Raw genomic sequence first — 24752 nt, 5'->3', positions numbered from 1 at the left:
CTAAACTGATTCCGTCACATGGGCAGGCACGTCGGTGATCCGGGGCAGGCTGACATGAAAGCAGCAGCCCTCCCCCGGCGCCGTGGCCACGGTCACCTTGCCGCCGTGGGCATAGACCAGGGAGTCAACGATCGATAGCCCCAGCCCGGTGCCGCCGCTGCTTCGGGTCCGCGACGAGTCGGTGCGGTAGAACCGCTCGAACACGCGCAGCGCGTCATGCTGGCTCATGCCCGGGCCCTTGTCGGCGACCTCCAGCACGGCGCTGTCGCCGTCGGTGCCGACCCGCACGGTGATGTCGGCGGTTTCCGGGGTGTGCTGCAGCGCGTTGGACACCAGATTGCTCAGCACCTGGCGCAGGCGGGCCTCGTCACCGAGCACCTCGGGCGTACCCGGGCCGTCGAGCACTTCCATGGTGATCGTGCGCTTGGGGGCGATCGACTGCGCGTCGTGCACCGCGTCGGTAGCGAGGGCGAGCAGGTCCACTCGGTGGCGTTCGAGCGGGCGTTGCGCGTCCAACCGGGCCAGCAGCAGCAGGTCGTCAACCAGCAGGCCCATTCGGCGCGACTCGCTTTCGATCCGCGACATCAGCATCTCCACGTCGCGGGCGGCGCCCTGGCGGTATAACTCCGCGAACCCCCGGATCGTGGTCAGCGGGGTGCGCAGCTCGTGGCTGGCGTCGGTGATGAAGCGCCGCATCCGGTCTTCGGAAGTGCGGGCCTTTTCCGCCGAGGACTCGGAGGCGGCCAACGCCTGCTGAATTTGCGCGAGCATTCCGTTGAGCGCCAGCGAAAGTCGTCCCACTTCGGTCCGCGGATCACGCTCGGGGACACGGCGATCGAGCTGTCCGGCGGCGATGGCCGCGGCGGTTCGTTCGACTTCGACCAGCGGCCGCAGGCTGCGGTGCACGACCGCGTAGCCGGCGACGCCGAGGACCAGCAGCACCGCCGCCCCGATACCGACCTGCAGCCAGATCAGGGAGCGCAGGGTGTGCTGGACGTCGGAGAGGTCGAACGCGACCGTGATCAGGCGGCCTTGCGGTCCGCGCACCGACACCGCCCGCCACTGCACATTGGACCCGTTGACCGAGCCCACGGTGACCGGCTCAGACCCGACATCGTTGTCGGCGGGCAGCGCCGGCTCGGCGTGGGAGTCGTTGATGGCCTGCCAGCTGCGGCCGTCCCGTGCGATGACGCGGACGTAGAACTTCGACGGCGGGCGGTCGGCGTTCGGGCCTTCGTAAGGCAACTGCGAGATCCGTCGCGGGGCCTGAACCCAGCTTCGAGACGCGTCGAGCAAAGTCTGGTCGGCCCGGTTAAGCAGGCTGTGCCGCAGGATCGAGGTGACCGCAACCCCCGAGGCGGCAAGCCCGCACGCCACCAGCACCAAGGTGGCGGCCACCAGGCCGACCCGCAGCGGCAGCCCTCGTCGGTGGTATCGCGCCATCCCCGTATTCTTCGCCTACCGGGTGCTCGTTGGCCGCGGAACCGGGTTCATGGCTAGCGGGGCTCCCGCAGCACATATCCCACTCCGCGCAGTGTGTGCAGCAACCGCTTCTCGCCGGTGTCGATCTTGCGGCGCAGATACGAAACGTAGGACTCGACGACGTTGACGTCACCGCCGAAGTCGTAACGCCAGACGTGGTCGAGAATTTTCGGTTTGCTCAGCACCGTGCCGGCGTTGATCACGAAATAACGCAGCAGGGTGAACTCCGTGGGAGACAGCGACACCGGCTCGCCGGCCTTCCACACCTCATGGGTGTCCTCGTCGAGTTCGATGTCGGCGAACTTCAGACGGGAAGTTCGCGGTTGGGTTTTGCCCTTGCCGGCCCGTCGCAAGATGACTCGCAGCCGGGCCACGACTTCCTCCAGACTGAACGGCTTGGTGACGTAGTCGTCACCACCGAGGGTCAGGCCCGCGATCTTGTCTTGAAGCGAGTCACGCGCGGTCAAAAACAGTGCCGGAGCGTCGATTCCGTCAGCGCGCATCCGTCGCAGCACCCCGAAGCCGTCCATCCCCGGCATCATCACATCGAGGATCACCGCGTCCGGGCGGACTTCCCGGGCGCGGTCCAGCGCCGCCGGTCCATTGGTTGCCGTATAAACCTCGAAGCCTTGGAATTTCAGGCTCACCGACAGAAGTTCGACGATATTGTCCTCGTCGTCGACGACGAGGACGCGCGCTTCCGGTGCGGTTTCCTGTGTGGCTCCCGATGCCATACCATCAATTGCCTCGCACGTAATTGAGCGTAACCTCCATAGCAACTGTGTACTTCCTGTGAGTTTGGTAGCAGGCGTTATTTTGCCGTCGGCGTCGCAGCACGCACAGCCCGCATACACTCGGGGAATGAACCTCGGCAAAAGCCTGGTCGCAATCGCCACCGCACCGGTACGAGTCGGGTTGGCGGCGGCCGACGCCGGGCTCGACGTAGCGACCTCGGCAGTTGGCCTGGCGAAACGAGTAGTGGGGCAGGCCGGCGGGCCGGCCGGTTCGGTGACCCACATGCTTGGGATCGACGACGCGATCGTGCGGGCGAACCGGCTGGCCCGGTTGTTGGACGAGGATGCCCCGTTGGGCCGCGCCTTAGCGCCCGACGGGCCGCTGGAGCGGCTGCTGCGCCCGGGCGGGGTGGTCGACCGGCTGACGGCGCCCGGCGGTTTGCTTGACCGTCTGACCGCCGAGGACGGCGGGCTGGAGCGTGCGCTGAAACCAGGTGGGCTGGTCGATCAGCTGCTCGCCGACGACGGGCCGATCGAACGGCTGTTGGCTGAGGACGGGCTGATCGACCGGCTGCTTGCCGAGGGAGGCGTGGTCGACAAGCTGACCGCCAAGCATGGGCCACTCGAGCAGCTCGCTGACGTCGCCGATACCCTCAGCCGCCTGGCCCCGGGGATGGAGGCGCTGGAACCGGCGATCGCCACGCTGCAGGAAGCCGTGATCTCGCTGACCATGGTGGTCAACCCGCTGTCTAACATCGCCGAGCGCATCCCGCTGCCCGGGCGCCGGCCGCCGCGCCGTTCGCCGCCGCGCACCGTGCGTTAAAGCGTGTCGCCAAGAGGCATCGGTGAGCGGCTACGCTGACTGTCGCCACCCGGCCTCCTTAGCTCAGTGGTAGAGCACTCGCCTTGTAAGCGAGCGGTCGTCAGTTCGATCCTGACAGGAGGCTCCGTCTCGTGCCCATGGGGCCGGCGGGCAAGCGTCAGGTTTGCGCCGCGTACGCACGACTGAGCAGCCAGGCGACAAGGCCCACCGCTAGAGCCAATCCCCCGTAGCTCAGCACCGAGGGCCACCACGGTTCGCTGGGTCGGGTGGGCTCTTCGTAACCGGCCAGTGCCACCAAGAAGCCGCCGTCGTCGGTTGGGCCTGCGCCCGGCAGCGGCTGAGTCTTGGTCACCTTGATCTGGGCACTGCTGCTGGGATCGTTGATCTGACCCCAGGCCAACGTGGAGTCGTCGAGCAAGAAGGTGTCCCGGCTGTCCGCGGGCTGGCTATCGTCGCGGCCCACCAGCTGCACCTGGCCGATTTTGACGATCTGGTCGCGGGCGGAAACGTCAGCCAAGACGTCGTGGTAAACCTCCGGGGGCGGCGGCGGGGTGTAGTCCGGCGGTGGCGGGCCGTCCCAGCCGTCCGGCGGTATCCAGGCCCCGCCGTAAAAGCTGCCCGACGCCAGATAGCTCTCACCGACCGCGGTGAACGGGAAAAGCCCAACTGTGGCGACGTCGAGCACAATCCGGCCACCGGCCGGCACGTAAGCCTCCCGGTAGGCGCCCTGGTAGGAGTAGCGGAAGGTCATCGCCTGGTCGAGCGGGTTGTACAGGCTGGGGCGGTGGTAGGCGTCGTAGTCGATGAAGTCCCAGTGCCGGGGGCGCGCCAGCGTCTCATTGCCGGCCTTGATGACGTCGACGTTGCCGTTGTGGGCGTTGATCACGTTCCGCACCTGCTGCTTGAAGTCCACCACCTGCAGCATCGGGTGAATCGTGCCGAAATTGATCCGCGTCGCCGGCGCTGCCTTGGCAGCCGCGACCGCCTGCGGTGACGCCTCCAGCCCCTTCGGCGGTGTCACCAGCGGGGCATTTCTTGGCGCCCCCGAAGCCGGCGGGTTGATCTTCGGGCCCTGCACCCCAACCGTGCTCGGCGGCGGGGGACCGGGCGAAATCACTTCCGGCGTTTGCGCCGCCGTCATGCTCGGCGGTGGGAGCTCCGGCGGAACCGGTGGCATCGGCACCGTGGCAGTGCTTGAGGGCGCTCGAGCCGGGCGGGGCGACGGTTCTTCATAGCAGGACCGTGGCGACGGAAGACGATACTCCGAGACCCAGAACAGGCACTCGTCGCAGAAATTGGGGTTGGCCCCGGCACCGACGCATGGAGCCGCCTCTGCCACATCGGTCGTGGCCACCAGTACCGAAACCGGTGCGAAAGCCACGGCAACGGCGGCAACGATCCCGAGAGCTTTCATCTGGCGACCTTTCGGGAACCGCACTGGCGGGGCTACGACCACCGAGAGTAGTGCGGTTGGCCGTCCGACGCTTTGCCGTCAGCCGAAACCGTGTCGCGCTTTCCGCCCCGGCTCCGCTGCCGCCCTGGTGGGCCATCGTGGGCACGCTGGGTCGTACCGGTCTTAGATGTAGTAGGTTTCGCGCCCGGTCGGGTATCCGCCGCCGTCTGTGGCGATATGAACGTGATCGTAGTGGTTGGCAGTTTCTGAGCCGTAGTCCGCGGTCCAACTGGGCGCGCCGATGCCCGGGTAGAAGGCCTGCCGCCAGATCACGTGCACCACTCCCCATCGTTTCGCATTCGCCAGGGCAAGCCCGGCGATCTGGTTGCCGAGCTCGATCCCCTCGGGGCTGTGATAGTTCGGGATCATCACATCGATGGCCAACCCGCTCGGATGCCATTTCAGTGGATCCTGCCGGAATCCGCCGATGGTGGTGATCTCGGGAAACAGCACGCTGATGGCACGGGCCGCCCGGACGGTGTGCACCTGCAGCCCCACCTCCGGTGCGACGCCGGGTGGCAATGCGAACTGGAATTGCTGGGCGGTGGTGGGCGCGCTTGCCGCCAGCGATTCCGCCTCGGCACGGCTGGCAAGCCGGGGCGCGGCGGCGGGAACGGCTTGGACCTGCGCCGCACCGGTCGGCCCGGATTGTTGTGCCGGGGGGCCTGCTGCCGGGATCTGAGCGCAGCAGGCGTGTCGGGTGGCTTGGGCGTGAAATATGGCGGCGGAGACGGCGATCGAGGCGGCGAATGCCAGCCAGCGCCCTCGACCGTTGGCGAACAGGGCTCTGCTCACGAGCAGCACCTTACTGTCATGTCCGCTGTGGTGTAGCAATTTTCGTCAGCACGTCGTTCGGTTGCGCGACCCGCAAAACCTGATCAACGGCTCAAATCCCACTGCCCGAAATCGGTTGCCAGAATCTCGTCCACGTCGACGTGAGTGCCCGCCAGCAACGGCCCCGGACTCGACGGGGTGTTGACCACCGCCTGATACAGCACCGCCCTGGGCTCGCGCTCCCCATGAGACCATGCGCTGGTCTGCCACGCCCACCGGTGCCCAGCCGTGGAGGAGCGCCCGATGACGCCGTCTTCGGTCGCCCACCGACAGGCTGCGGCATGCCCATAGATGCCGGTCCGGTCCACACCGAGTACCGAGTTGATTCCCCGAAACCACTCTAGCGCAACACTTTTCCAGGTTTTCTGATCGATATCCTCGTCGATACTGAAGAATATCGGGGCCGAATCAGCTCCCCCCGCCGCGGCGTGGAACCACTGGGCTGTGCGGGCATCGGCCACACCGCCGTCATATCCGCGGGTGAAATCTGATGGGTCAGGCCAGCCGGGCTTGCCGTACTGGTAGTTGCTGACGACGTGAAGCCCGGCCGCGCGCAGCGCGTCGGCGTACTCGCGGGTGACGGGCTTGAAATCGAAATTTGCACCCGGCCGCGACTCAGCGACATAGACCACTGCCCCGTCGTAGCCCGCCGATTTGATGTGCTCGGCCGCCACCAAGCGCTCGGTGAAATCGATCAGCCTACCGCCGGCCGCTGAGGCCTTCTGCCCGCCGGATGTCGCGGCCAGCGTCCCTAGGCTGAGCAAAACCGGTGCGGCGGAGGCATATGTCAGAACTTCGCGTCGGGAAATCGATCGCGGTCCGCCGCGACCGGATGGTGCGGCCGAATGGTGCACCGCGCGATGGTAACAAAATCAGACCCTGACTCGGCCACCGCTCGTCAGTGATAGCAAGCTGCAGCCTATGCGACGATATGCGCCGGGGTTGGCCACCGCAAACATCGGCCTCGGCGCGGGCAGCACATCCATGGCAGAGTCGAAGTTGTGATGGCCACCCGATCAAGCGGTAAGCCCCGCCATCGTGCGACCCCGGTGCGCTCGCACGTGGGCCGGAGGCTCGCCCGCGGCTGCGCGGCGCTGGTGTCGGTGGCAGCCCTGCTGCTGACCGGCGCGGGTTGGTGGGTGGCCCACGGCGCACTGGGCGGCATCACCGTTTCTCAGGCGCTGCGTTCCGACGACCCCCACTCCAGCGGCGGGTCGATGAACATCCTGCTGATCGGACTGGACTCGCGGAAAGACCAGAACGGCAACGATTTACCGTGGGCGATCCTGAAGCACTTGCACGCCGGAGATTCCGATGCCGGCGGATACAACACCAACACCCTGATATTGGTTCACGTCGGCGCCGACGACCGGGTGGTTGCCTTCTCCATCCCCCGCGACGACTGGGTGCCGTTTCGCGGGGTGCCGGGATACCACCACATCAAGATCAAAGAGGCGTACGGGCTGACCAAGCAATACGTCGAGCAGAAGCTCATCGACAAAGGGGTTGGCGACCAGAAGGAACTGGAGACCAAGGGCCGCGAAGCCGGCCGGGCGGCGACCCTACGGGTGGTGCGCAACCTGACCGGAGTTCCGATCGACTACTTCGCCGAGGTCAACCTGGCCGGCTTCTACGACCTCACCCAGAGCCTGGGCGGCGTGCAGGTCTGCCTCAAGCACGCCGTCTACGACGAGTATTCCGGCGCGGACTTCCCGGCCGGCCGCCAGACTCTCAACGCCGAGCAGGCACTGTCGTTCGTCCGGCAGCGTCATGGCCTGGAAAACGGTGACCTCGACCGCACACATCGCCAGCAGGCATTCCTGTCCGCGGTTGTGCGCCAACTGCAGGATTCGGGCACCTTCACAGACCTCAGCAAGCTCAAGAGCCTGATCGCGGTGGCCCGCAAAGACGTGGTGCTGTCCGCGGGCTGGGACGAGAATCAGTTCCGCCGGATGGCCGCGCTTGCCGGCGGCAACGTCGAATACCGAACGCTGCCCGTGGTGCGCTACGAAAACATCGACGGCCAAGACGTCAACATCGTCGACCCCGCCGCGATCAAGCGCGAGGTGGCGGCGGCGTTCGGCACCCGCGAGTCCACCACCGCCACGACCAGCACGCGCAACCCTGCCACGGTGGTCGACGTCGTCAACGCCAGCAGCGTCGCCGGAATCGCCGGCAAGGTGTCACGCACCTTGCGCGAACATGGCTATACCCCTGGTGAGGTACGTGACCGGATGCGCGGTGAACCCACCGTAACGGCAATCGACTACGGCACGGGCGCTGCCACCGACGCCAGCGACATAGCCGCCCTGCTGGGCATCGATGCCTCAGATCATCCTGATAGCGCCTTGCGCCCCAACCGGATCCGCGTTGTGGTGGGAGACGACTACACCCCACCGCTCTCGTCGTCTCTCAACGAAACTACCACCACCTCAACGGTTTCCGGCTCGTACCATAAGTCAGGCACCGCCACTTCCACCGAGCCCACGCCCGACCGAGGGGCACCTATCGACGGCGGTGGCGTGCCCTGCGTCAACTAAGCCGCCGTGCGGGCTAGGAAGGCCAAGACCACGCTGACGAACGCGTCTTTGGCTTCGATCATCGTCCAGTGCCCGCAGTTGGGGAACACATGTAGTTCTGCGTTGGGAATGGTGCGCATCGGGATGAGGGCCATGTCCAGTGGGCTCACCCGGTCATCGCGGCCCCAGGTGATCAACGTCGGCGCCTTGACCCGATGCATCACCGCCCACGGTTGGGGCGCTTCGGACGCGTCCATCGCCTTGGTCATCTGCGCGAAGGCCTCCTTGGCATACATCCGGCGCGCGGCCGCCAACGTCTTGGGGTCGGTGGCGTGCCGCCAGCGCTCCTCGATCAGGTCCTCGGTGACCACTGCCGGGTCGTAGACCATCGAATGCAACCAGCGGATCAGCCGTTCCCGGGTGGGATCCTCGGTGAACTCCTGCAGCAGCCGGATGCCTTCGGGTGGACCGGGACTGAAGATATTGCGGCCGATGCCGCCGATGGTCACCAGCCGCCGCACCCGTTCGGGGTGCGCGATTGCATAGTTGATCGCGACCGCGCCGCCCATGGAGTTGCCAATGATATCGACAGCAGCCAAACCGAGCGTGTCGACGAATCGCACCACCGCATCGAACGCGGTGAGCATGGGATGCCCGCCGAAGTCGTCGCTGACACCGAAGCCTGGGAATTCCAGTACCAGGCAACGGTATTGCTCGGCGAACGTGCCGAGCACGCCGCGGAAGTTGCGCCACCCCGTCACACCGGGACCCGAGCCGTGCAGCATCACCAGCGGCGGCCCGTCGCCGGCCTCGTGATAGCGCAGCACACCTGCATCGGTCTCGATTTCGCGAAAGGTATTCTCGTAGCTGATATCTTGCGTCATGCGTGAGTACCGCCGTCGATGCGGATTTCGGTGCCGGTGATAAACGCGCCGTCTTCGGACACCAGCATCGCCACCACCCCGGCCACTGCGGCAGGATCGGCCATCCCCGCTCCGCTGGCTTCCAGTGTGGTGGGCAGGATCGGTGAAAGCCGGGCGAACAACGACCAGTCGGCATCGGCGGGAATGTATCCTGCTGTGGCGTCGGTGATTCCAGACTTGATACTGCCGGGTGCGACGCACACGGCGCGCAGTCCCTGGCTCGCGTATTCGAGGGCGATCGCATGGGTAAAGGACTGGATGCCGCCCTTGCTCGCGGCGTAGGCCGCCATGTAGGGGTGCGCGAATGCGGCCGATGTGGAACTGAAGTTGACGATGGTGCTGCGCGGGTGCTTCAGCAGCGCCGGAAGCGACTCGCGCACAACAAGGAAGGTTCCCGTCAGGTTGACATTGATGATCTGGTTCCACAGCTGTGTGGTGGTCTGGTGAGTGTGTGCGGCCCGCAGCACGCCGGCCGCGTTGACCAGAGAGTCCAGGCCGCCCAGTGCATCGACGGCCGCCCGCACACCGTCGGCCACCGACGTCTCATCGCCAACGTTCATCTCCAGGGTGGTGATGCGATCGCCCGACCCCGCTTCGCGGGCCCGGCCGCGGGTCTTGTCCAAACCGTCCACCGCGATGTCGGCGGCTACCACCGCCGCACCCTCGTCCAGCAGCCGCAGCGCGGTGGCCTGGCCGATGCCTGACGCGGCACCGGTCACCAGGATGCGGTTGCCCTCAAGTCGCTTCATCTGCTCTCCCGTCCGGGTTACCGGCACATAACGTATTTGACGGTTGGCCCCCCGGTCCAGCCTCCGGCCGGGTTGGACATCAGGATGCCTTGATTAGCTGGAAACCCTTGTAGCCGGCCCCGGCCACCTCGGCGCAGATGTCGCCCGAGACGATGAACAGGTTGGGGAATCCGTCCACGCCGAGGCCCAGATACGTGCGCGGACCTTCCTTCCAGTCCTCACGTAGCAGCTGCCCGCCGCGGCCGACGATGTCGAGCTTGGCTAGCGCGCCCGTCATTGCGTCGAAACCGGTAGCCAAGACGATCGTGTCGACGTCGTAATGCGCATCGGTGGTGTTGATTCCGGTCGCGTCAATCGACTCGATCGGCGTATTCCGCACGCTGACGAGCTTGACGTGCGGTTTGTTGAAGGTCTGAAAGTAGTTGGTGTCAGTGCAGATACGCTTTGTTCCGATGGGGTGATCGTTCGGAATCAGCAGGTCGGCGACCTCAGGGTCATGGATGACCGCGCGGACTTTCTCCTCGTAAAACTTGCGTGCCTCCTCGTTGGCGGCCGGGTCAATCATCTGATCTGGGAAGGTCTTGGAGAACAAGACACCCCCTAGCTGCCAACGCTTCTCGAAGGCTGCCCGACGCTCCTCGGGCGATGCGTCCATCGTTCTTTTGGGGTGTGGAAAATGCGGCGAGCCGCCGCCGCTGCGCCATGAAAGGTTCCGCCGTTCAATGTAATTCGCTTTGATCTCAGCTATGTCGTCGGCGGTCAGCGGCTTGTTGCCGGCTGGAACGCTGAAGTTGGGCGTGCGCTGAAAAACGTAGAGTCGCGCGGCCTGTTCGGCAATGACTGGAATTGATTGGATGCCCGAGGAACCGGTGCCGATCACCGCGACGCGCTTCCCCACGAAATCGACAGGTTCATGCGGCCAATGCGCGGTGTGGTACACCTCGCCGGCAAAGCAGTCCAATCCGGGGAAATTGGGCATCAGCGCAGCCGACAGCGAGCCGGTGGCCATCAGGCAGAACCGAGCGGTGACGACCTCGCCGCTGTCGGTGGTCACCGTCCAGTGCAGCGTTTCCTCGTCCAGGACCGCCGAGACGACCCGGGTGTTGAAAGTGATGTCCCTGCGCAGGTCGAGCTTGTCGGCGACCCAGTTGATGTAGCGCAGGATCTCGGCCTGGGTGGCGTACTTCTCGGTCCAGTTCCACTCCTGCTGCAGCTCATCGGAGAACGAGTAGCAGTAGTCGACACTTTCCACATCGCAGCGACAACCGGGATACCGGTTGAAGTACCAGGTGCCACCGACGTCAGGAGCGGCTTCGAACACCCGCACCGACAACCCCTGGGAGCGCAGTTTGTGCAAGGCATACAGCCCGGCAAATCCGGCGCCGACAACGACAGCATCAAGGGTCACGACGGGACAGTAGGCCATGTCGTCCATGCGCAGGAACTAGCCTTCCCGGTCATCGGACGCTCGCCCTCAGAGCCGGTCACCCAAGAACGAATCGAATCCCGGTGTGCTCTCCACGCGTAGTCGGGTCAGTCTTCGCGCGCTGATGAGCCATCGACCGTCGACCTTCCGATATTCCTCGTGGTAGTGGCCGTAGCCGTGCAAGGTCTCCTCGCGGTTGCCGTTGGTCCACCACAACCGATCCTCCATCGCCCAAACGCCGCGGGCGGTGGTGTCCGAGGTGAGCGCAATTTCAGGCGTATGTCCGTGGTGGACGCTGGTGATTCGCACCGGGCCATCGAGCAACGCGCGGATTGTCGCCGTCAGTCGTTGCCGCCCGACGACGACGTTCTTGCCGTCGGTGACGGGCTGCTTGTCGTCGGGCAGTCCGCGCCACGTGTCGCTCACGATGTCCTCGGTGTGGAAGTCGCCGTAGTGATCCCAGTCCTTGGTGTCCATGCAGCGCAGACGACCGGCGAAAACCTTCTTGATCTCCTCGATCGCGAGCAGCTGCTCGGCTGGCGTCAAGGTGAGTTGGTTCGTGGATCGGCTCATGCGGCAACGATACTGTGGAGTGCCGCGTGGAAGCGCTCACAACTTTTCCACTCACCGGGATCGCCGACGGTGCCATCATCACCGGCAGGAGACCATCGTTTGAGCCCACGACCTAAGGACGAGAGCATGACCGAGCGGGTAATCGACCGGCTGATGAACATGGCCGACCAGCTACGCGAGCAGGCGGCTGAGGCGGAGAAGATCGGGCGACTGACCGATCAGACCACCAAGGCGATGAAGGAGGCGGGCTCGATACGACTCCTGCAAACCGCCAAGTACGGCGGCTACGAGGTGCATCCGCGGGAGTTCGCCGAGACGGTCATGGCCACCGCGTCGCTTGACCCCGCCGCCGGCTGGATCACCGGCGTGGTGGCCGTGCATCCTTACCAGCTGGCCTACGCCGACCCGAGGGTGGCCGAGGAGATCTGGGCCCAAGACTTCGACACCTGGGTGGCCTCCCCGTATGCGCCACAGGGCCTGGCCAAGCCCGTGGACGGTGGCTACATGTTCACTGGCCACTGGCAATTCAGCTCCGGCACCGACCAGTGCGACTGGATCATCCTGGGCGCCATGCTCGCAGACGCCGACGGCAAGCCGAGCATGCCGCCGCGGATGCTTCACATGATCCTGCCGCGCAAGGACTACGAGATCGTCGAGGACTCGTGGAACGTCGTGGGGCTGCGTGGAACCGGATCCAAGGACATCATCGTGCGCGACGCGTTCGTGCCCGCCTACCGAACGATGGACGCCACGGAAGTGATGGACGGCACCGCCCAGCGCAAGGCGGGCATGACCAAGCCGCTGTACCTGATGCCGTGGTCGACGATGTTCCCGCTGGGGATCACCGCGGCGGTGGTCGGCATCGCCGAAGGTGCGCTCGCCGCGCACCTGGATTACCAACGGGACCGGGTGGCGGCGACCGGAACGGCGATCAAGGACGATCCGTACGTCATGTACGCCATCGGCGAGGCCGCCGCCGACATCAACGCCGCCCGCCAGGAGCTGCTGGCCAATGTGGACCGCATCTACGACATCGTCGACGCGGGCAGGGAGGTGTCGTTCCATGACCGCGCGGTCGGGCGTCGCACCCAGATCCGCGCCGCGTGGCGCGCGGTCATGGCTGTCGATCAGATCTTCGCCCGCTCAGGAGGCAATGCCTTGCGGATGGACAAGCCGCTGCAACGGTACTGGCGCGACGCGCACGCCGGTCTTAACCACGCCATCCACATGCCCGGCACGGTCTTTCACGCATCTGCACTGAGTTCGCTGGGAATCGATCCGCCTGAGGGTCCGCTGCGGGCGTTGATTTAGAGGGACCGCGATGACTGAGCTCAAAAGCCTGGGTTATATCACCGTTGCCGCCACCGATATATCACGCTGGCGCGAATTTGCCTTTGGTGTCTTGGGTTTCGCAGAAGGGCAGGGTCCCGACCCGTCGGCGCTGTACTTGCGGATGGACGAGCGACCCGCCCGGATCATCGTCGTCCCCGGTGACATTGACCGGCTGGTGACAGTCGGCTGGGAGGTACGTGACCACGCCGCGCTGGACCGGGTCAGGGCCGCATTGGCGGGCGCCGATGTGCCCTTCAAACAGCTGTCGCTGGACGAGGCTGACGAGCGGCGCGTCGATGAAGCCATCACGTTCGAAGATCCGGCGGGTACGACACTCGAGGTGTTCCACGGGGCGGTGCTCGACCACAGCCCCGTCGTCACCCCGTTCGGGGCGCGCTTTGTCACCGGTGATCAGGGTCTGGGCCATGTGGTGGTACCCGCCGTCGACGTGAACGGGCTGTTCGAGTTTTACACCGGAGTCTTGGGATTTCGCTCCCGGGGTTCCTTCCGCATACCGGCGCCGCCTGAGTTCGGTCCGGTACGGGTTCGCTTCTTGGGAGTCAACGAACGCCACCACAGCTTGGCGATCTGCCCGGCCGCCAACCAGAATCCGCCCGGTCTCGTCCATATCATGGTGGAAGTTGACAGCCTCGACGCGGTGGGGCAGGCCCTGGACCGGGTCAACGCCAAGGGATTTCAGCTGTCCTCGACGCTCGGGCGTCACACCAACGACAAAATGGTTTCGTTTTATGTGCGCACACCCGGCGACTGGGACATCGAGTTTGGCACCGACGGCATGCGCGTCGACGAAACCTATTATACCGCAGAGGAAATCACGGCTGACAGCTATTGGGGCCACCAATGGGTCGGCGATTTGCCGGCGGCGATGCGCCAGTGACAACGCCCACCGACGTCTACCCGGTCCCGGCCTCCTCGATCGGCGCCTGGGATCTCGAGGCCGACGTCGTCATCGCCGGGTACGGGGTGGCCGGGGCGGCAGCGGCGGTCGAAGCCGCCAGATCCGGCGCCGACGTCCTGGTACTCGAACGCACCGGCTCGTGGGGCGGGGCTGCTGCCATGGCGGGCGGATTCATCTATCTCGGCGGCGGCACGCCACTGCAAAAGGCTTGCGGCTTCGCCGATTCCGTCGACAACATGGCGGCCTTCCTTAATGTCGCGATGGGACCCGGCGCCGACGAAAATCGCATCGCCGACTACTGCGCCGGCAGCGTCGATCACTTCAATTGGCTGGTCGACTGCGGGGTGCCGTTCAAGGCGGAATTCTTCGCCGAGCCCGGGTGGGAGCCGCTGGGCGATCAAGGGCTGATGTACAGCGGTGGCGAAAACTCCCACCCGTTCAACACGGTCGCGACTCCCGCGCCGCGCGGCCACGTCCCGCAGATGTCGAACAAGAAGCAGGGCCAGGCGAGCGCCGGCTACATGCTGATGAAGCCGCTCGTGCAGGCGGCCACCGCGGCAGGTGCGCGGGTGGTCTACGACGTACGGGTGCAGCGTCTGGTGGTGGCGGCCGACGGGCGGGTGGTGGGAACGTGCGCCCGCCGGTACGGCGATGACGTGACGGTCCGCGCGCGCCGCGGCGTGGTCCTCGCGACGGGTAGCTTCGCCTACAACGACGCGATGGTGGCCCAATACGCCCCGCGGATCGCCGGGCGTCCGGCCGCGTCGATCGAGCAGCACGACGGTCAGTCGATCAGGATGGCGCAGGCGCTGGGCGCCGACCTTGCGCACATGGACGCCACCGAGGTGGCGATCTTCATCGACCCGCAGCAATTGGTGCGCGGCATCCTGGTCAACGGCCGCGGTCAGCGCTATGTCGCCGAGGACACCTATCCGGGTCGCGTCGGCCAGCTCACCCTCTACCACCAAGACAACATTGCCTACCTGGTCCTCGACGAAGCCGCGCAAAACGAGGCGATGGCCTCGTTGTCACCGCGGCTGATGTTGCGCCCGCCGACCTGGGTGTGCGAAACCGTCGCCGAGCTCGAGGGTGAGATGGGTCTCGCGCCCGGCTGCCTGCAGGCAACCGTGGCCGCCTACAACGACGGCGCCGCGCGTGGCGAGGATCCGCTGTTACACAAGAAGGCCGAGTGGCTGCGCCCGATCGGATCCCCGGTGGGCGCGATCGATCTGCGCGAGAGTACCGGCGGTTTCACGCTCGGCGGCTTGCGCACCACGCTGGATGCCGAGGTGCTGCACGTCAGCGGACAGCCGATCCCCGGCCTGTACGCGGCGGGCCGCTGCACCGCCGGCCTGGCGGCGTGGGGTTACGCCAGCGGGATCTCGCTGGGCGACGGCAGCTTCTACGGCCGGCGCGCCGGGCGGGCCGCCGCCAAAAACTGAGGATCCGCAGCGGCGGTCGGTACCGTCGATCGCCTGTGCCGCAGCAATTTTCACCGTCCGTCTGACACCACCCACAGCAGTGTGATACATACAGGCATATTTCTATTAGACCGAAGTTGCGGCAAGTGAGGTAGACGGAATCTACGGCTGAGCTCAGATTCTGTCGGTTTGCGGATTGATAATGTAGCCAGTGAATATCGTGTGTCGATTCACAATATGCTTGAGTTGATCTATTACCATTGAGTGGTGGCGAAGCCAGCGCGGATGCACGTAGCCCGAACACCGAGCAAGTATGTGGACAAGGCGGGCAACGTTCGCCGCTATGAGTCGGTCCTGGTGCGCCGCACCTATCGAGACGGCAAGAAAGTCCGCCACGAGACGCTGGCGAACCTGTCCAAGCTGCCCGCCGACGTGATCGCCGCGGTTGAGGGCACGCTCAAGGGCCAGGTGCTGGTGCCGGCCGGGTCTGAGTTCACGATCACCCGGTCACTGCCGCATGGGGATGTGGCGGCGGTAGCTGCGATGGCCCGCCAGTTGGGGTTTCCGGCGTTGTTGGGGCCGGCGTGCCGGTCGAGGGATCTGGTGTTCGCGCTGATCATCTCCCGGGTGATCCAACCGGCCTCCAAGCTGTCCACGCTGGCCTCGTGGGCCGATTCCACCGTGGGGGTCGATCTGGATGTGGCCACCGCATCCACCGACGAGATCTACGCTGCGATGGACTGGCTGGCCGACCGGCAAGACACGATCGAAAAGAAGCTGGCTGCCAAACACTTAGGGCCACAGGCTAATCCCTCGCGGATGGCGTTGTTTGATCTGACCAGTGCCTGGATGACCGGACGGTGTTGCGAGCTGGCCTCGCGCGGGTATTCGAGGGACGGTAAAAAAGGGCTACCGCAAATCGAATACGGCATCCTCACCGATCCAGCCGGCCGCCCGGTGGCGGTGCGGGTGTTTGCCGGTAACACCGCCGACCCGGTCGCCTTCACCGACATCGTCGAGGTGGTGCGCACCCAATTCGGGCTTGATCGGTTGGTGCTGGTCGGTGATCGCGGCATGATCACCTCCGCGCGTATCGACGCAATCCGTGAACTCAATGACAACCCAGACACCGCAACTGGTTTCGGATGGCTCACCGCGCTGCGCGCCCCCCAGATCGCCGTGCTGGCCGCCGATGACGGGCCGCTGCAGATGAGCTTGTTCGATACCCAGGACCTCGCCGAAATCACCCACCCCGACTATCCCGGCGAACGGCTCATCGCCTGCCGCAACCCCGCCCTGGCCGCCCAACGCGCCCGCAAACGCGCCGCCCTGCTGGCCGCCACCGAGATCGACCTGGGCGCCATCGCCGAACGGGTGGCTGCCGGCCGGCTGACCGGAGCCGGCCGCATCGGGGAAGCCGTCGGCAAAATCATCGATAAATACAAGATGGGCAAGCACTTTGAGCGCACCATCACCGACACCAGCCTCACCTACCACCGCAACCAGGCCGGCATCGACACCGAAACCGCCCTCGATGGCATCTACGTGCTACGCACCAGCGTGCCCGCCACCGACCTCAACGCCCCAGGCGTGGTCGTCGGCTACAAGAACTTGGCCCACGTCGAACGCGACTTCCGCAGCATCAAAACCGACGACCTCGACCTACGACCCATCCGCCACCGGCTCACCGAACGGGTCAAAGCCCACGTGTTGATCTGCATGCTGGCCTGCTATGTGACCTGGCACCTGCGCCAGGCCTGGGCGCCGCTGACCTTCACCGACGAACACCCACCCCTACGCGACAACCCCGTCGCACCGGCCCAACGCTCCCAAGCTGCCCAAACCAAAGCCGCCACCCGCCACGCCCCCGACGGCACCGCGCTGCGCAGCTTCCGCGGCCTGCTCACCCACCTGGCGACCCTGACCCGCAACGACATTCGCTACCACGGCACCAACACCACCGTGCCCACCCTGGCCGAATCCACCCCCGAACAGCGCCGCGCCTTCGAACTCATCAAGACCCCCATCCCCTCCAAGTGGCGTAGCCAGAACAACCGACCCGACAAATCAACAAAACACCAGCTCAATCAGTAAATCCGACCGACAAACCGCCGCAACTTCGGATTAGAAATATTGCTGCCGAGGAGGCGCTTCGCGTGACTGCCCAATCCACTCCCACCGCTGTCATCGATCGGGTGTCGTTGGTGCTGGACGCCTTCGACGGGGCCGCCCGGTTGACGCTGGCTCAGATCGTGCGGCGCACCGGTCTGCCCCGATCGTCCGCACACCGCATGCTCGAGCGGCTGGTGCAACTGCGCTGGCTGCGCCGCGACGGTCGCGACTACGAGCTCGGCATGCGGTTGGTCGAACTGGGATCCCTTGCCGTGCACCAAGATCGGCTGCACCGCGCGGCAACACCGTTGCTGCACGATTTGCACCGCGCGACCGGGCTGGTGGTGCACCTGGCTGTTCTCGACGGCGCCGACGTGGTGTACCTGGAGAAGATCGGCGATCGCATGATTGCGGCAATCCCCAGCCGGGTCGGCGGTCGCCAGCCGGCGCACTGCACAGCGGTGGGCAAAGCGATCCTGGCTTACAGCGACAGCACCGATCCGGTCGAGTTCGCCCGCCGCAAAACCAGGTACTCCATCGCCAGCCGAGCGCAGCTGAAAACCGAGCTGACCAAGGTTCGTGAGCACGGAATCGCGTTCGACCGCGAGGAATCGGTGCCCGGATTCGGCTGTATCGCAGCACCAATCGGCGATCCCGGTAAGGCCATCGCAGCCGTGTCAGTGTGTGGGCCAATGAGCCGGATGATGTTCGACCAGCGCCTGGCCGCACCGGTACGCATGACGGCAATGGGCATCTGGCGCAACGTCGAAGACGGACCGAAGCGGGTGGCGCCGACGTTGCAGCCGCTGCGCCCGCTGCGCGGACAGGCGCCACGCCAAGCCGGGCTATCGAGGGCATTGCAATACACATGAGGCCTTTGGTGGCGAATCCCCACTCCGGCACCATCCCCGCCGGTACTGCTGTCCGTGACGTCACCGTCGACGTGTTGATCGTCGGCTCCGGGACGGGACTGGCCGCGGCATTAGCCGCCGACGAACTCGGACTCGACGTGCTGATCGTGGAGAAGTCGTCGTATGTCGGCGGCTCGACCGCCCGCTCGGGGGGCGCGTTGTGGTTGCCGGCCAGCCCGATCCTCGAAAAGCAGCAAGCCGATGACACGCTCGAACGGGCCGAGGCGTATCTCCGGTCGGTGGTGGCAGGCACGGCGCCGGCCGAACGGTCCGCTGGTTACCTGCGAAACGTGGCCGCAACCGTCGGAATGCTGCAACGCAGCACGCCGATCCGGTTCGCATGGGCCAAGGACTATTCGGACTACCACCCTGAGGCGCCGGGCGGCAGCGCGGCCGGGCGAACCTGCGAATGCCGGCCGCTCAACGCCGCGATCCTCGGTGAGTATCGGACCTGGTTGCGGCCCGGGCTCATGCAGCCCAAGATCCCCATGCCCACCACCGCCGCTGACTACCGCTGGATGAACCTGACGGCCCGCGTTCCGCACCGGGGCATCGCGATCATCGCCAAACGCCTCGGCCAAGGTGTGGGCGGACTGCTGCTTGGCCGCCGTTACGTCGCGGGCGGGCAGGCCCTGGTCGCCGGGCTATTCGCCGGTGTGCTGCACGCGGGGATCCCGATTTGGACGGACACGCCACTGCAGCAGTTGACCCTCAAGGGCCGACGGGTCAGTGGCGCGGTGGTGGCCCACGACGGGCGCGAGGTCACCGTCACCGCGCGGTGCGGTGTGGTGCTGGCCGCGGGCGGGTTCGACCACAGCATGGCCATGCGGTGGAAATTCCAGTCGGAATCGCTCGGTGAGCACATGAGCCTCGGGGCGGAGACCAACACCGGCGACGCGATTCGCGCCGCCCAGGACGTCGGTGCTGCAATCGATCTCATGGACCAGGCGTGGTGGTTTCCGGCCGTGGCGCCGCTGCCCGGCGGAACACCGTTGGTGATGCTGGCCGAAAGATCTCTGCCGGGCTCGCTGATCGTCGATCAGCACGGCGCCCGGTTCGCCAATGAGGCGACGGATTACATGTCATTCGGGCAGCGCTTGCTTGAACGGTCGCGGGCGGGCACACCGATTGAATCCATGTGGATCATCTTCGACCAGCAGTACCGCAACAGTTACGTGTTGGCCGGTGAACTGCTTCCGCGAATGCCGATTCCGCGGGCGTGGTATGAGGCCGGCGTCGCACACCGATCCGATGATCTCGGTGCACTCGCCGACAAAATCGGCGTTCCCCGAAGGCAATTGATCGCAACCGTGAACCGGTTCAACGATATGTCGCGAGCTGGATATGACGCGGACTTCCACCGCGGCGGCAGTGCCTATGACCGCTACTACGGCGATCCCACCGTCGTTCCCAATCCGAATCTGCGCGCCCTCGATAGAAAACCGTTCTATGCAGTGAAAATGGTGCTAAGCGATCTCGGCACCTGCGGGGGCCTGCGGGCCGACGACCGCGCCCGGGTGCAGCGCGAAGACGGCGGTGTGATCGACGGGCTCTACGCGATCGGCAACACCGCGGCTAACGCGTTCGGCACCGCCTACCCCGGTGCCGGCGCCACGATCGCACAGGGCTTGGTCTACGGCTACGTCGCTGCCCGTGACGCGGCCGGAGCATGATCAGTCCGGCTCCTCTGCGTTCGCTCTCTTCTCAATCTCGTACCAGAATTCCGGTGCGGGCCAGGGAATTTTGGTGGTCTCGCCGTCTGAGGCACGAGGGAAGACGGCTTCGGCCTCGTCGAGCTCTTTGATCAACTTCAGGGCAAGCTCCCGCTCGTTGGCGTAATACCGCTCGGCCCATTGCAATGCGATCCGCGCGTAGGCCCAGCACGGATCAGCGCCGGCCCAGCGCGCGTCCTTGGCCGCCTTGCGGTGCATCTTGTCGGCATAGGCCACATGGTCTTGGAGCAACTCCTTCAGTCGCGCCGGGCTGGTGAGATGTCCCAGTGTCACCCGCAGTAGCGCGCCGTGCTTGAGGGTCGGGCGGTCGACCGGCGTGTCGTTTGCCCACCGGGTCACCGCTGCCAGGCCGGCTTCGGTGATCTTGTACAGCCTCCGATTGCGCATTCCACCGGTGTTCTCGACACGTGAGGTCACCAGGCCCAGTCGTTCGAGTCTTTTGAGTTCGGAGTAGATCTGGCTGTAGGCCGGGCTGCCGTAGTAGAAGCGCATGCTCCAATCGATGAACTTCCGGATGTCGTAGCCGGAGAGCTCGTGCTCGTATGACAGCATGCCAAGCAGCGCCCAGCTGGTCGACGCGAGGCTCGGCTTGTCCGCAGAATCGCCGCCTTCCATCAGCCGCGTGCCGGGGCGAGCCGCTTGAGAGCCAGCCCGCCTTCGAACGGCCGGTAGCCGAACGCGGCCGGGGCGCGGTAGCCGGTGTCCGCCAAGGGGGTGTGCACCTCGACGACCGTGGGCCCGATCTTTTCGGCGACGGGCGCCAGCGCGTCAAGATCGAAACGGTATAGCCGACCAGCATTGCCGCCCAGGATTTTTCGGCATTCTTCCTCCGACCTGTTGTGCAGCGCCCAACGGATGGCCAGCTTGGAGTGCGGGGTGAAGCCTTCCTCATGCGGATAGTCACTGCCCCACATGATGTGGTCGGCTCCCATGAAGTCGATCATCGGCGCGTCGTAAGGCATCAGCTCGGCGGCCAGATAGCAGTTCCGCTTGGCGTATTCACTCGGGCTCATGGTCAGCGCGTCGACGGATGACCCACCGAACATCCCGTAGGTGCGGTTGTGCGCCTCGGATTTCATGGTAGGCACCATGGCGTCGAGCACCGCCAGTTGCTGCTGAACCCACAGCGTGCCCTGCTCGGTCGGCACGAACCGCAGCGTCGGGTACCGCTCGAACACACCGGCCAGTATCAGGTGGCCGAGGGTGCGCTGCGCCCATAGCGCCATCTCGGTGATCAACACGGCGTTGGACGCGGGCTGGTCCATCGGCATCTCGGGGCTGCCAGCACCCGCGTGCTGCACCACCGTCAGGTCCAACTCTGCGCACAGCGCCCAGACCGGTTCGTAGCGGGTGTGGAACAGCGGGGCGACGTGCGGATCGCCCGGTGAGACCGGAGGAATGAGCACGCCACCGAAGCACTGCTGTTCGGCGCCCCAGCGAATCTCCTGCAGCGCCATGTCGATGTCATTGGGGAAGATCTGGATCAAGCCGCGCCGCCGGGTGGGGGCCAGCGAACAAAAGTCGACCTGCCAGCGGTTGTGGGCCTGCACGCCGGCCCAACGTTTCTCGAACTCGTCGCGAGTGCGGGGCAGGCTGATGGTGATGTTGGGGGTGGTCGGGAAGAACGGTGGCACGGTGTTGGGCAACAACACCTCGCCGGCCACCCCGTCGGCGTCCATTTCGGCAATCCGGAACTCGTGGTCCCAGTTCCGGTTGGCCGTGGCGATAACGAGGTCGTCGAACGGGCTGACATATGACTTGGCCCAAGCGTCGAATTCGTCGTGCAGGCGTGCCGGCAGATACTGTTTGTAGCCGTAGAGATCAGCGCCGGCGTGGGTGTCCGTCGAGATGACGACGTAGCGATCGATCGTGTCCCAGGTTGCAGCCATCGGATCCTCCCGGGCGTTGTTGCTACACCAGGCTAGCTTCCCGATCGGCCCGGCGACCGGCAAGATCGTCATCTCAGTGAGCGGACCACCGGTCTTCGCCTGCACACCGCACCAGCGGGCATGGTGGAGGTCATGCGGATCGGATTCATCGGCTTGGGCAACATGGGCCGCGGCATGGCCGCCAACCTCGTCAACGCGGGTCATCAGGTCACCGTCTACAACCGCACCGCTGCCAAGATGGAGACACTTGTCCAGCGGGGCGCAGCCCCGGCTCACTCGGTCGCCGAGGCCTGCGGCGGCGAGGTGGTGGTCACCATGCTCGCCGGCGACGAGGCGGTCGAAGAGGTCACGTTCGGCGAACACGGCATCCTGGCCTCGCTGGCGGCGGGCGCCCACCACGTCTCGTCGAGCACCATCAGCGTCGGCCTGTCGAAACGCCTCGCCGCCGCGCACGCCGAGGCCGGTCAGCACTACGTCGCCGCACCGGTGTTCGGCAGGCCCGAAGCCGCTTCTGCGGCAGAACTTTTCGTCGTCGCAGCGGGCGCACCCCAGGTGCTGGACCCGCTGATCCCGCTGTTCGATGCGATCGGGCAGCGCACCTTCGTGGTCTCCGAGCAGCCGCACACCGCCAACCTCGTCAAGCTGTCCGGGAATTTTCTGATCGCCTCGGCCATCGAGTCGCTGGGCGAGGCGATCGCGCTCGTCGCCAAGGGCGGGGTGGACCAGCTGCAGTACGTCGACATCCTCACCTCGACCTTGTTCGGCTCGCCGGCCTACCAGACCTACGGCGGGCTGATCGCCCGCCGGCAATTCCACCCGGCCGGCTTCGCGGCCACCCTCGGGCTCAAAGACATCGGGCTGGCACTTGCCGCCGGTGACGAGCTTCGCGTCCCGTTGCCACTCGCCGGCCTGCTGCGCGACCGCTTCCTCACCCTGGTGGCCAACGGCCACGGCGATCTGGATTGGTCGGCGATCGCCAGCCTTGCGGCCCGCGATGCGGGTGTGGCGTCAGACCCGTCAGACCACTCCGCGTAGCCCATCGGCGCCAAACACCGGTTCGAGCATCGCCCTGAAATCCGGGCCGCGCCGCAGCGCGTGTCCGCCGTCGACGTTGATGACCTGTCCGGTGATCCAGCTGGCTGCATCGCTGAGCAAGAACATGGCCAGATTGGCGACGTCTTCGACCTCGCCCACCCGCGGCAGCGGGGTGCAGATCCGGTAGTCCTCGCTCAGCTCCGGCGATTCGGTGATCGCGGCCACCAGGTCGGTGCGGATCAGCCCCGGGCGGATGCCGTTGACACGAACCCACGACGGTCCCAGCTCGTCGGCGGCCAACATCATCAGGTGGTCGACCGCGGATTTGGTCACGCCGTAAGCGCCAAACCAGCGGTGGGTGTTGCTGGCCGCGATCGACGAAATCCCGACGAACGATCCGCCGCCGCCGCGCACGAGTTGACGCGCGGCATGTTTGAGCACGTACATGGTGCCGTTGACGTTGAGGTCGACGGTGCGTCGCCAGGCCTGGGAGTCGATCTGGGTGATCGGGCCGATGGTCTCCGACCCGCCGGCGCAATGCACCACGCCGTGCAGCCGACCGTGCCATGCGGTCGCGGCCTCCACCGCCCGGGCGATCTCGTCCTCGTCGGTCACGTCGGCGGACTCGTAGCGGATCGAGCCGCGGGTACCGGTGGCTGTCTCGATGTCGTTCACGGCGCCCGCCAGCCGGTAGGCATCGCGGCCGATGATCATCACCGCCGCCCCGGAGCCGACTAGTCCGGCCGCGACCGCCTTACCGATGCCGCTGCCACCACCGGTGATCAGGTATGTGCGATCGTCGAAGGAAAGCCGCACGCTCGCTCCTTACTCTCACCCGGCGCAAAGCAGCCCGCAGACCGCTGTTGCAGGATACTTTTGCGGCTGCTCAGCGTGGCTCACGGCTCGTCACGGCGGGCGATCTTCGACGGCTTCGCCTCGCGCCAGTCTTCGACATCGGGCGGCAGCCCGACGGGATAGCGGTTTTCGTTCCGCGCCGCCCAGTGGGCGTGCCCGAGTTCGTGTACATGGAATGCGTGCCGCAGCGCCTCGGTGAATCCCATCGCGTCAGAGGCGGCGTTCACCGAGTCTTTGATCAGCAGCGCCGCCATAGTCGGCCGCTCGGCAATCCGCCGCGCGAATTCCAACGTTTTCTCTTCCAACTGCTCAAGCGGAAAGACCTTGGACACCATGCCTAGCCGGTATGCCTCGTCGGCGTCCAGCGAATCGCCGGTCAACAGTAGTTCTTTGGCTTTGCGCGGGCCGAATTCCCAAGGGTGTGCATAGTATTCGACACCCGGCATACCCATTCGGACACCGACCACATCAGAAAATCTCGCGTTGTCGGCGGCGACGATGAGATCGCATGCCCAGATCAGCATCAACCCCGCGGAGATCGCATTACCCTGAACCTGCGCGATGGTGATCTTGCGCAGATCGCGCCAGCGGCAGGTGTTCTGGAAATAGAAGTGCCATTCCTGCAGGAACGTTTTCTCGGCGATCGGGTCCCGAGTGGCGCCATAGCCGCGAAACGTCGGGTGCTGGCCCGGACCGGGCTTGCGTTCGGCCAACGCGGCCTCCGACCCCAGGTCGTGGCCGGCGGAGAAGTTTCGGCCCCGCGCCGCCAGGATCACCACCCGGACCGTGTCGTCGGCCTCGGCGCGGGCGAATGCGTCGTCGAGCTGGACCAGCAGCGTACGGTTCTGCGCGTTGTGCGCCTCGGGCCGGTTGAGCCACACCCGGGCGATGCGGCCACCGTCGAGCGTTTCGTAAGTCACCAGCTCAGCGGTTTCACCACTGCTGATCGCACTGGTGCCCACTTCGTCGTGGACTGCCATTTCGCCACCTCACCTGGGTTCGTCCGATACTTACAGATTACGGCCACCG

General features: G+C 65.7%; 21 protein-coding genes, 1 tRNA gene and 1 pseudogene. 10 read left to right on the top strand and 13 right to left on the bottom strand.

The features are described 5' to 3' along the window. On the bottom strand, positions 1-1443 hold the full coding sequence (locus MHEC_RS02720; protein WP_048893520.1) for a sensor histidine kinase: 1443 nt from the start codon (positions 1441-1443) through the stop codon (positions 1-3). 53 nt (positions 1444-1496) lie between these two features. Further along, positions 1497-2216, bottom strand: coding sequence for a response regulator transcription factor (locus tag MHEC_RS02715; protein ID WP_048893521.1), 720 nt, complete (start codon positions 2214-2216; stop codon positions 1497-1499). 127 nt (positions 2217-2343) lie between these two features. Here MHEC_RS02715 and MHEC_RS02710 point away from each other — a divergent pair, with 127 nt between their 5' ends. Further along, positions 2344-3039: a hypothetical protein gene (locus MHEC_RS02710; protein WP_048893522.1), complete on the top strand. Its 696-nt coding sequence runs from the start codon at positions 2344-2346 to the stop codon at positions 3037-3039. A 52-nt stretch (positions 3040-3091) separates the two neighbouring features. Further along, a tRNA-Thr gene (locus MHEC_RS02705) sits at positions 3092-3163 on the top strand. 33 nt (positions 3164-3196) lie between these two features. Here the strand turns inward: MHEC_RS02705 and MHEC_RS02700 are convergent. From MHEC_RS02700 to MHEC_RS02690, 3 genes are all read right to left on the bottom strand, one after another. Continuing rightward, positions 3197-4453: a hypothetical protein gene (locus MHEC_RS02700; protein ID WP_048893523.1), complete on the bottom strand. Its 1257-nt coding sequence runs from the start codon at positions 4451-4453 to the stop codon at positions 3197-3199. Positions 4454-4615: 162 nt separating this feature from the next. After that, positions 4616-5326, bottom strand: coding sequence for a glycoside hydrolase (locus MHEC_RS02695; protein WP_082170019.1), 711 nt, complete (start codon positions 5324-5326; stop codon positions 4616-4618). Positions 5327-5370: 44 nt separating this feature from the next. After that, on the bottom strand, positions 5371-6180 hold the full coding sequence (locus tag MHEC_RS02690; RefSeq protein ID WP_048893525.1) for a DUF1906 domain-containing protein: 810 nt from the start codon (positions 6178-6180) through the stop codon (positions 5371-5373). 150 nt (positions 6181-6330) lie between these two features. Between MHEC_RS02690 and MHEC_RS02685 the strand changes: the two genes are divergently transcribed. Continuing rightward, the gene (locus tag MHEC_RS02685) at positions 6331-7866 is read left to right on the top strand and encodes an LCP family protein (protein WP_048893526.1); all 1536 of its coding nucleotides are present in this window, start codon (positions 6331-6333) and stop codon (positions 7864-7866) included. On the opposite strand, the gene MHEC_RS02680 is transcribed toward MHEC_RS02685, so the two are convergent. The 4 genes and pseudogenes from MHEC_RS02680 to MHEC_RS02665 form a co-directional block, all read right to left on the bottom strand. Beyond that, the gene (locus MHEC_RS02680) at positions 7863-8729 is read right to left on the bottom strand and encodes an alpha/beta fold hydrolase (protein WP_048893527.1); all 867 of its coding nucleotides are present in this window, start codon (positions 8727-8729) and stop codon (positions 7863-7865) included. The genes MHEC_RS02685 and MHEC_RS02680 overlap by 4 nt on opposite strands. After that, positions 8726-9517 carry an SDR family NAD(P)-dependent oxidoreductase gene (locus tag MHEC_RS02675; protein WP_048893528.1) on the bottom strand — a complete coding sequence of 264 codons (792 nt, stop codon included), beginning with the start codon at positions 9515-9517 and terminating at the stop codon, positions 8726-8728. The genes MHEC_RS02680 and MHEC_RS02675 overlap by 4 nt, the downstream gene beginning before the upstream one ends. A gap of 142 nt (positions 9518-9659) precedes the next feature. Next, positions 9660-10943: pseudogene (locus MHEC_RS02670) on the bottom strand (flavin-containing monooxygenase); the annotation flags it as partial. A gap of 48 nt (positions 10944-10991) precedes the next feature. Continuing rightward, a complete protein-coding gene (locus tag MHEC_RS02665; protein WP_048893530.1) occupies positions 10992-11516 on the bottom strand; it encodes a nuclear transport factor 2 family protein in 525 nt (174 codons plus the stop codon). A gap of 126 nt (positions 11517-11642) precedes the next feature. Here MHEC_RS02665 and MHEC_RS02660 point away from each other — a divergent pair, with 126 nt between their 5' ends. From MHEC_RS02660 to MHEC_RS02635, 6 genes are all read left to right on the top strand, one after another. After that, complete coding sequence (locus MHEC_RS02660) at positions 11643-12827, top strand: acyl-CoA dehydrogenase family protein (protein ID WP_048893531.1); 1185 nt, start codon at positions 11643-11645, stop codon at positions 12825-12827. A 10-nt stretch (positions 12828-12837) separates the two neighbouring features. After that, entirely contained in the window at positions 12838-13746 is a 909-nt protein-coding gene (gene bphC, locus MHEC_RS02655) for a biphenyl-2,3-diol 1,2-dioxygenase (RefSeq protein ID WP_048893532.1), read from the top strand. Then, positions 13743-15209, top strand: coding sequence for an FAD-dependent oxidoreductase (locus MHEC_RS02650; RefSeq protein ID WP_235434989.1), 1467 nt, complete (start codon positions 13743-13745; stop codon positions 15207-15209). Before bphC ends, MHEC_RS02650 begins: the two co-directional genes overlap by 4 nt. 264 nt (positions 15210-15473) lie before the next feature. Next, the gene (locus tag MHEC_RS24645) at positions 15474-17282 is read left to right on the top strand and encodes an IS1634 family transposase (protein WP_414018103.1); all 1809 of its coding nucleotides are present in this window, start codon (positions 15474-15476) and stop codon (positions 17280-17282) included. A gap of 62 nt (positions 17283-17344) precedes the next feature. Then, positions 17345-18172, top strand: a complete 828-nt coding sequence (locus tag MHEC_RS02640; RefSeq protein ID WP_048891192.1) for an IclR family transcriptional regulator — start codon at positions 17345-17347, stop codon at positions 18170-18172. Between the two features lie 8 nt (positions 18173-18180). Beyond that, positions 18181-19884, top strand: coding sequence for a 3-ketosteroid-delta-1-dehydrogenase (locus MHEC_RS02635; protein WP_099868949.1), 1704 nt, complete (start codon positions 18181-18183; stop codon positions 19882-19884). Here MHEC_RS02635 and MHEC_RS02630 read toward each other — a convergent pair whose 3' ends face one another. Next, on the bottom strand, positions 19885-20559 hold the full coding sequence (locus MHEC_RS02630; RefSeq protein WP_048891190.1) for a PadR family transcriptional regulator: 675 nt from the start codon (positions 20557-20559) through the stop codon (positions 19885-19887). It lies immediately after the preceding gene. Beyond that, entirely contained in the window at positions 20559-21833 is a 1275-nt protein-coding gene (locus tag MHEC_RS02625; protein WP_048891210.1) for an amidohydrolase family protein, read from the bottom strand. The genes MHEC_RS02630 and MHEC_RS02625 overlap by 1 nt, the downstream gene beginning before the upstream one ends. A 132-nt stretch (positions 21834-21965) precedes the next feature. Here MHEC_RS02625 and MHEC_RS02620 point away from each other — a divergent pair, with 132 nt between their 5' ends. Next, a complete protein-coding gene (locus MHEC_RS02620) occupies positions 21966-22868 on the top strand; it encodes an NAD(P)-dependent oxidoreductase (protein WP_048891209.1) in 903 nt (300 codons plus the stop codon). Here MHEC_RS02620 and MHEC_RS02615 read toward each other — a convergent pair. Beyond that, on the bottom strand, positions 22851-23684 hold the full coding sequence (locus MHEC_RS02615) for an SDR family oxidoreductase (protein ID WP_048891189.1): 834 nt from the start codon (positions 23682-23684) through the stop codon (positions 22851-22853). The genes MHEC_RS02620 and MHEC_RS02615 overlap by 18 nt on opposite strands. A gap of 80 nt (positions 23685-23764) precedes the next feature. Continuing rightward, positions 23765-24703, bottom strand: coding sequence for an enoyl-CoA hydratase (locus MHEC_RS02610; RefSeq protein ID WP_048891188.1), 939 nt, complete (start codon positions 24701-24703; stop codon positions 23765-23767). Positions 24704-24752 lie beyond the last annotated feature (49 nt).

Origin of the sequence: Mycobacterium heckeshornense (assembly GCF_016592155.1) — a bacterium.
GTDB classification, from domain to species: Bacteria; Actinomycetota; Actinomycetes; order Mycobacteriales; family Mycobacteriaceae; genus Mycobacterium; species Mycobacterium heckeshornense.
The sequence above is the reverse complement of the archived record's forward strand: the minus strand, read 5'-3'. Positions and strand labels throughout refer to the sequence as shown.

Excerpts from the sequence above, each read along its gene's own strand:
- MHEC_RS02700 (WP_048893523.1), bottom strand. The coding sequence starts at position 4,453 with ATGAAAGCTCTCGGGATCGTTGCCGCCGTTGCCGTGGCTTTCGCACCG.
- MHEC_RS02660 (WP_048893531.1), top strand. The coding sequence starts at position 11,643 with ATGACCGAGCGGGTAATCGACCGGCTGATGAACATGGCCGACCAGCTA.
- MHEC_RS02685 (WP_048893526.1), top strand. The coding sequence starts at position 6,331 with ATGGCCACCCGATCAAGCGGTAAGCCCCGCCATCGTGCGACCCCGGTG.
- MHEC_RS02665 (WP_048893530.1), bottom strand. The coding sequence starts at position 11,516 with ATGAGCCGATCCACGAACCAACTCACCTTGACGCCAGCCGAGCAGCTG.
- MHEC_RS02675 (WP_048893528.1), bottom strand. The coding sequence starts at position 9,517 with ATGAAGCGACTTGAGGGCAACCGCATCCTGGTGACCGGTGCCGCGTCA.
- MHEC_RS02720 (WP_048893520.1), bottom strand. The coding sequence starts at position 1,443 with ATGGCGCGATACCACCGACGAGGGCTGCCGCTGCGGGTCGGCCTGGTG.
- MHEC_RS24645 (WP_414018103.1), top strand. The coding sequence starts at position 15,474 with ATGCACGTAGCCCGAACACCGAGCAAGTATGTGGACAAGGCGGGCAAC.
- MHEC_RS02630 (WP_048891190.1), bottom strand. The coding sequence starts at position 20,559 with ATGGAAGGCGGCGATTCTGCGGACAAGCCGAGCCTCGCGTCGACCAGC.
- MHEC_RS02715 (WP_048893521.1), bottom strand. The coding sequence starts at position 2,216 with ATGGCATCGGGAGCCACACAGGAAACCGCACCGGAAGCGCGCGTCCTC.
- bphC (WP_048893532.1), top strand. The coding sequence starts at position 12,838 with ATGACTGAGCTCAAAAGCCTGGGTTATATCACCGTTGCCGCCACCGAT.
- MHEC_RS02625 (WP_048891210.1), bottom strand. The coding sequence starts at position 21,833 with ATGGCTGCAACCTGGGACACGATCGATCGCTACGTCGTCATCTCGACG.
- MHEC_RS02610 (WP_048891188.1), bottom strand. The coding sequence starts at position 24,703 with ATGGCAGTCCACGACGAAGTGGGCACCAGTGCGATCAGCAGTGGTGAA.
- MHEC_RS02620 (WP_048891209.1), top strand. The coding sequence starts at position 21,966 with ATGCGGATCGGATTCATCGGCTTGGGCAACATGGGCCGCGGCATGGCC.
- MHEC_RS02680 (WP_048893527.1), bottom strand. The coding sequence starts at position 8,729 with ATGACGCAAGATATCAGCTACGAGAATACCTTTCGCGAAATCGAGACC.
- MHEC_RS02710 (WP_048893522.1), top strand. The coding sequence starts at position 2,344 with ATGAACCTCGGCAAAAGCCTGGTCGCAATCGCCACCGCACCGGTACGA.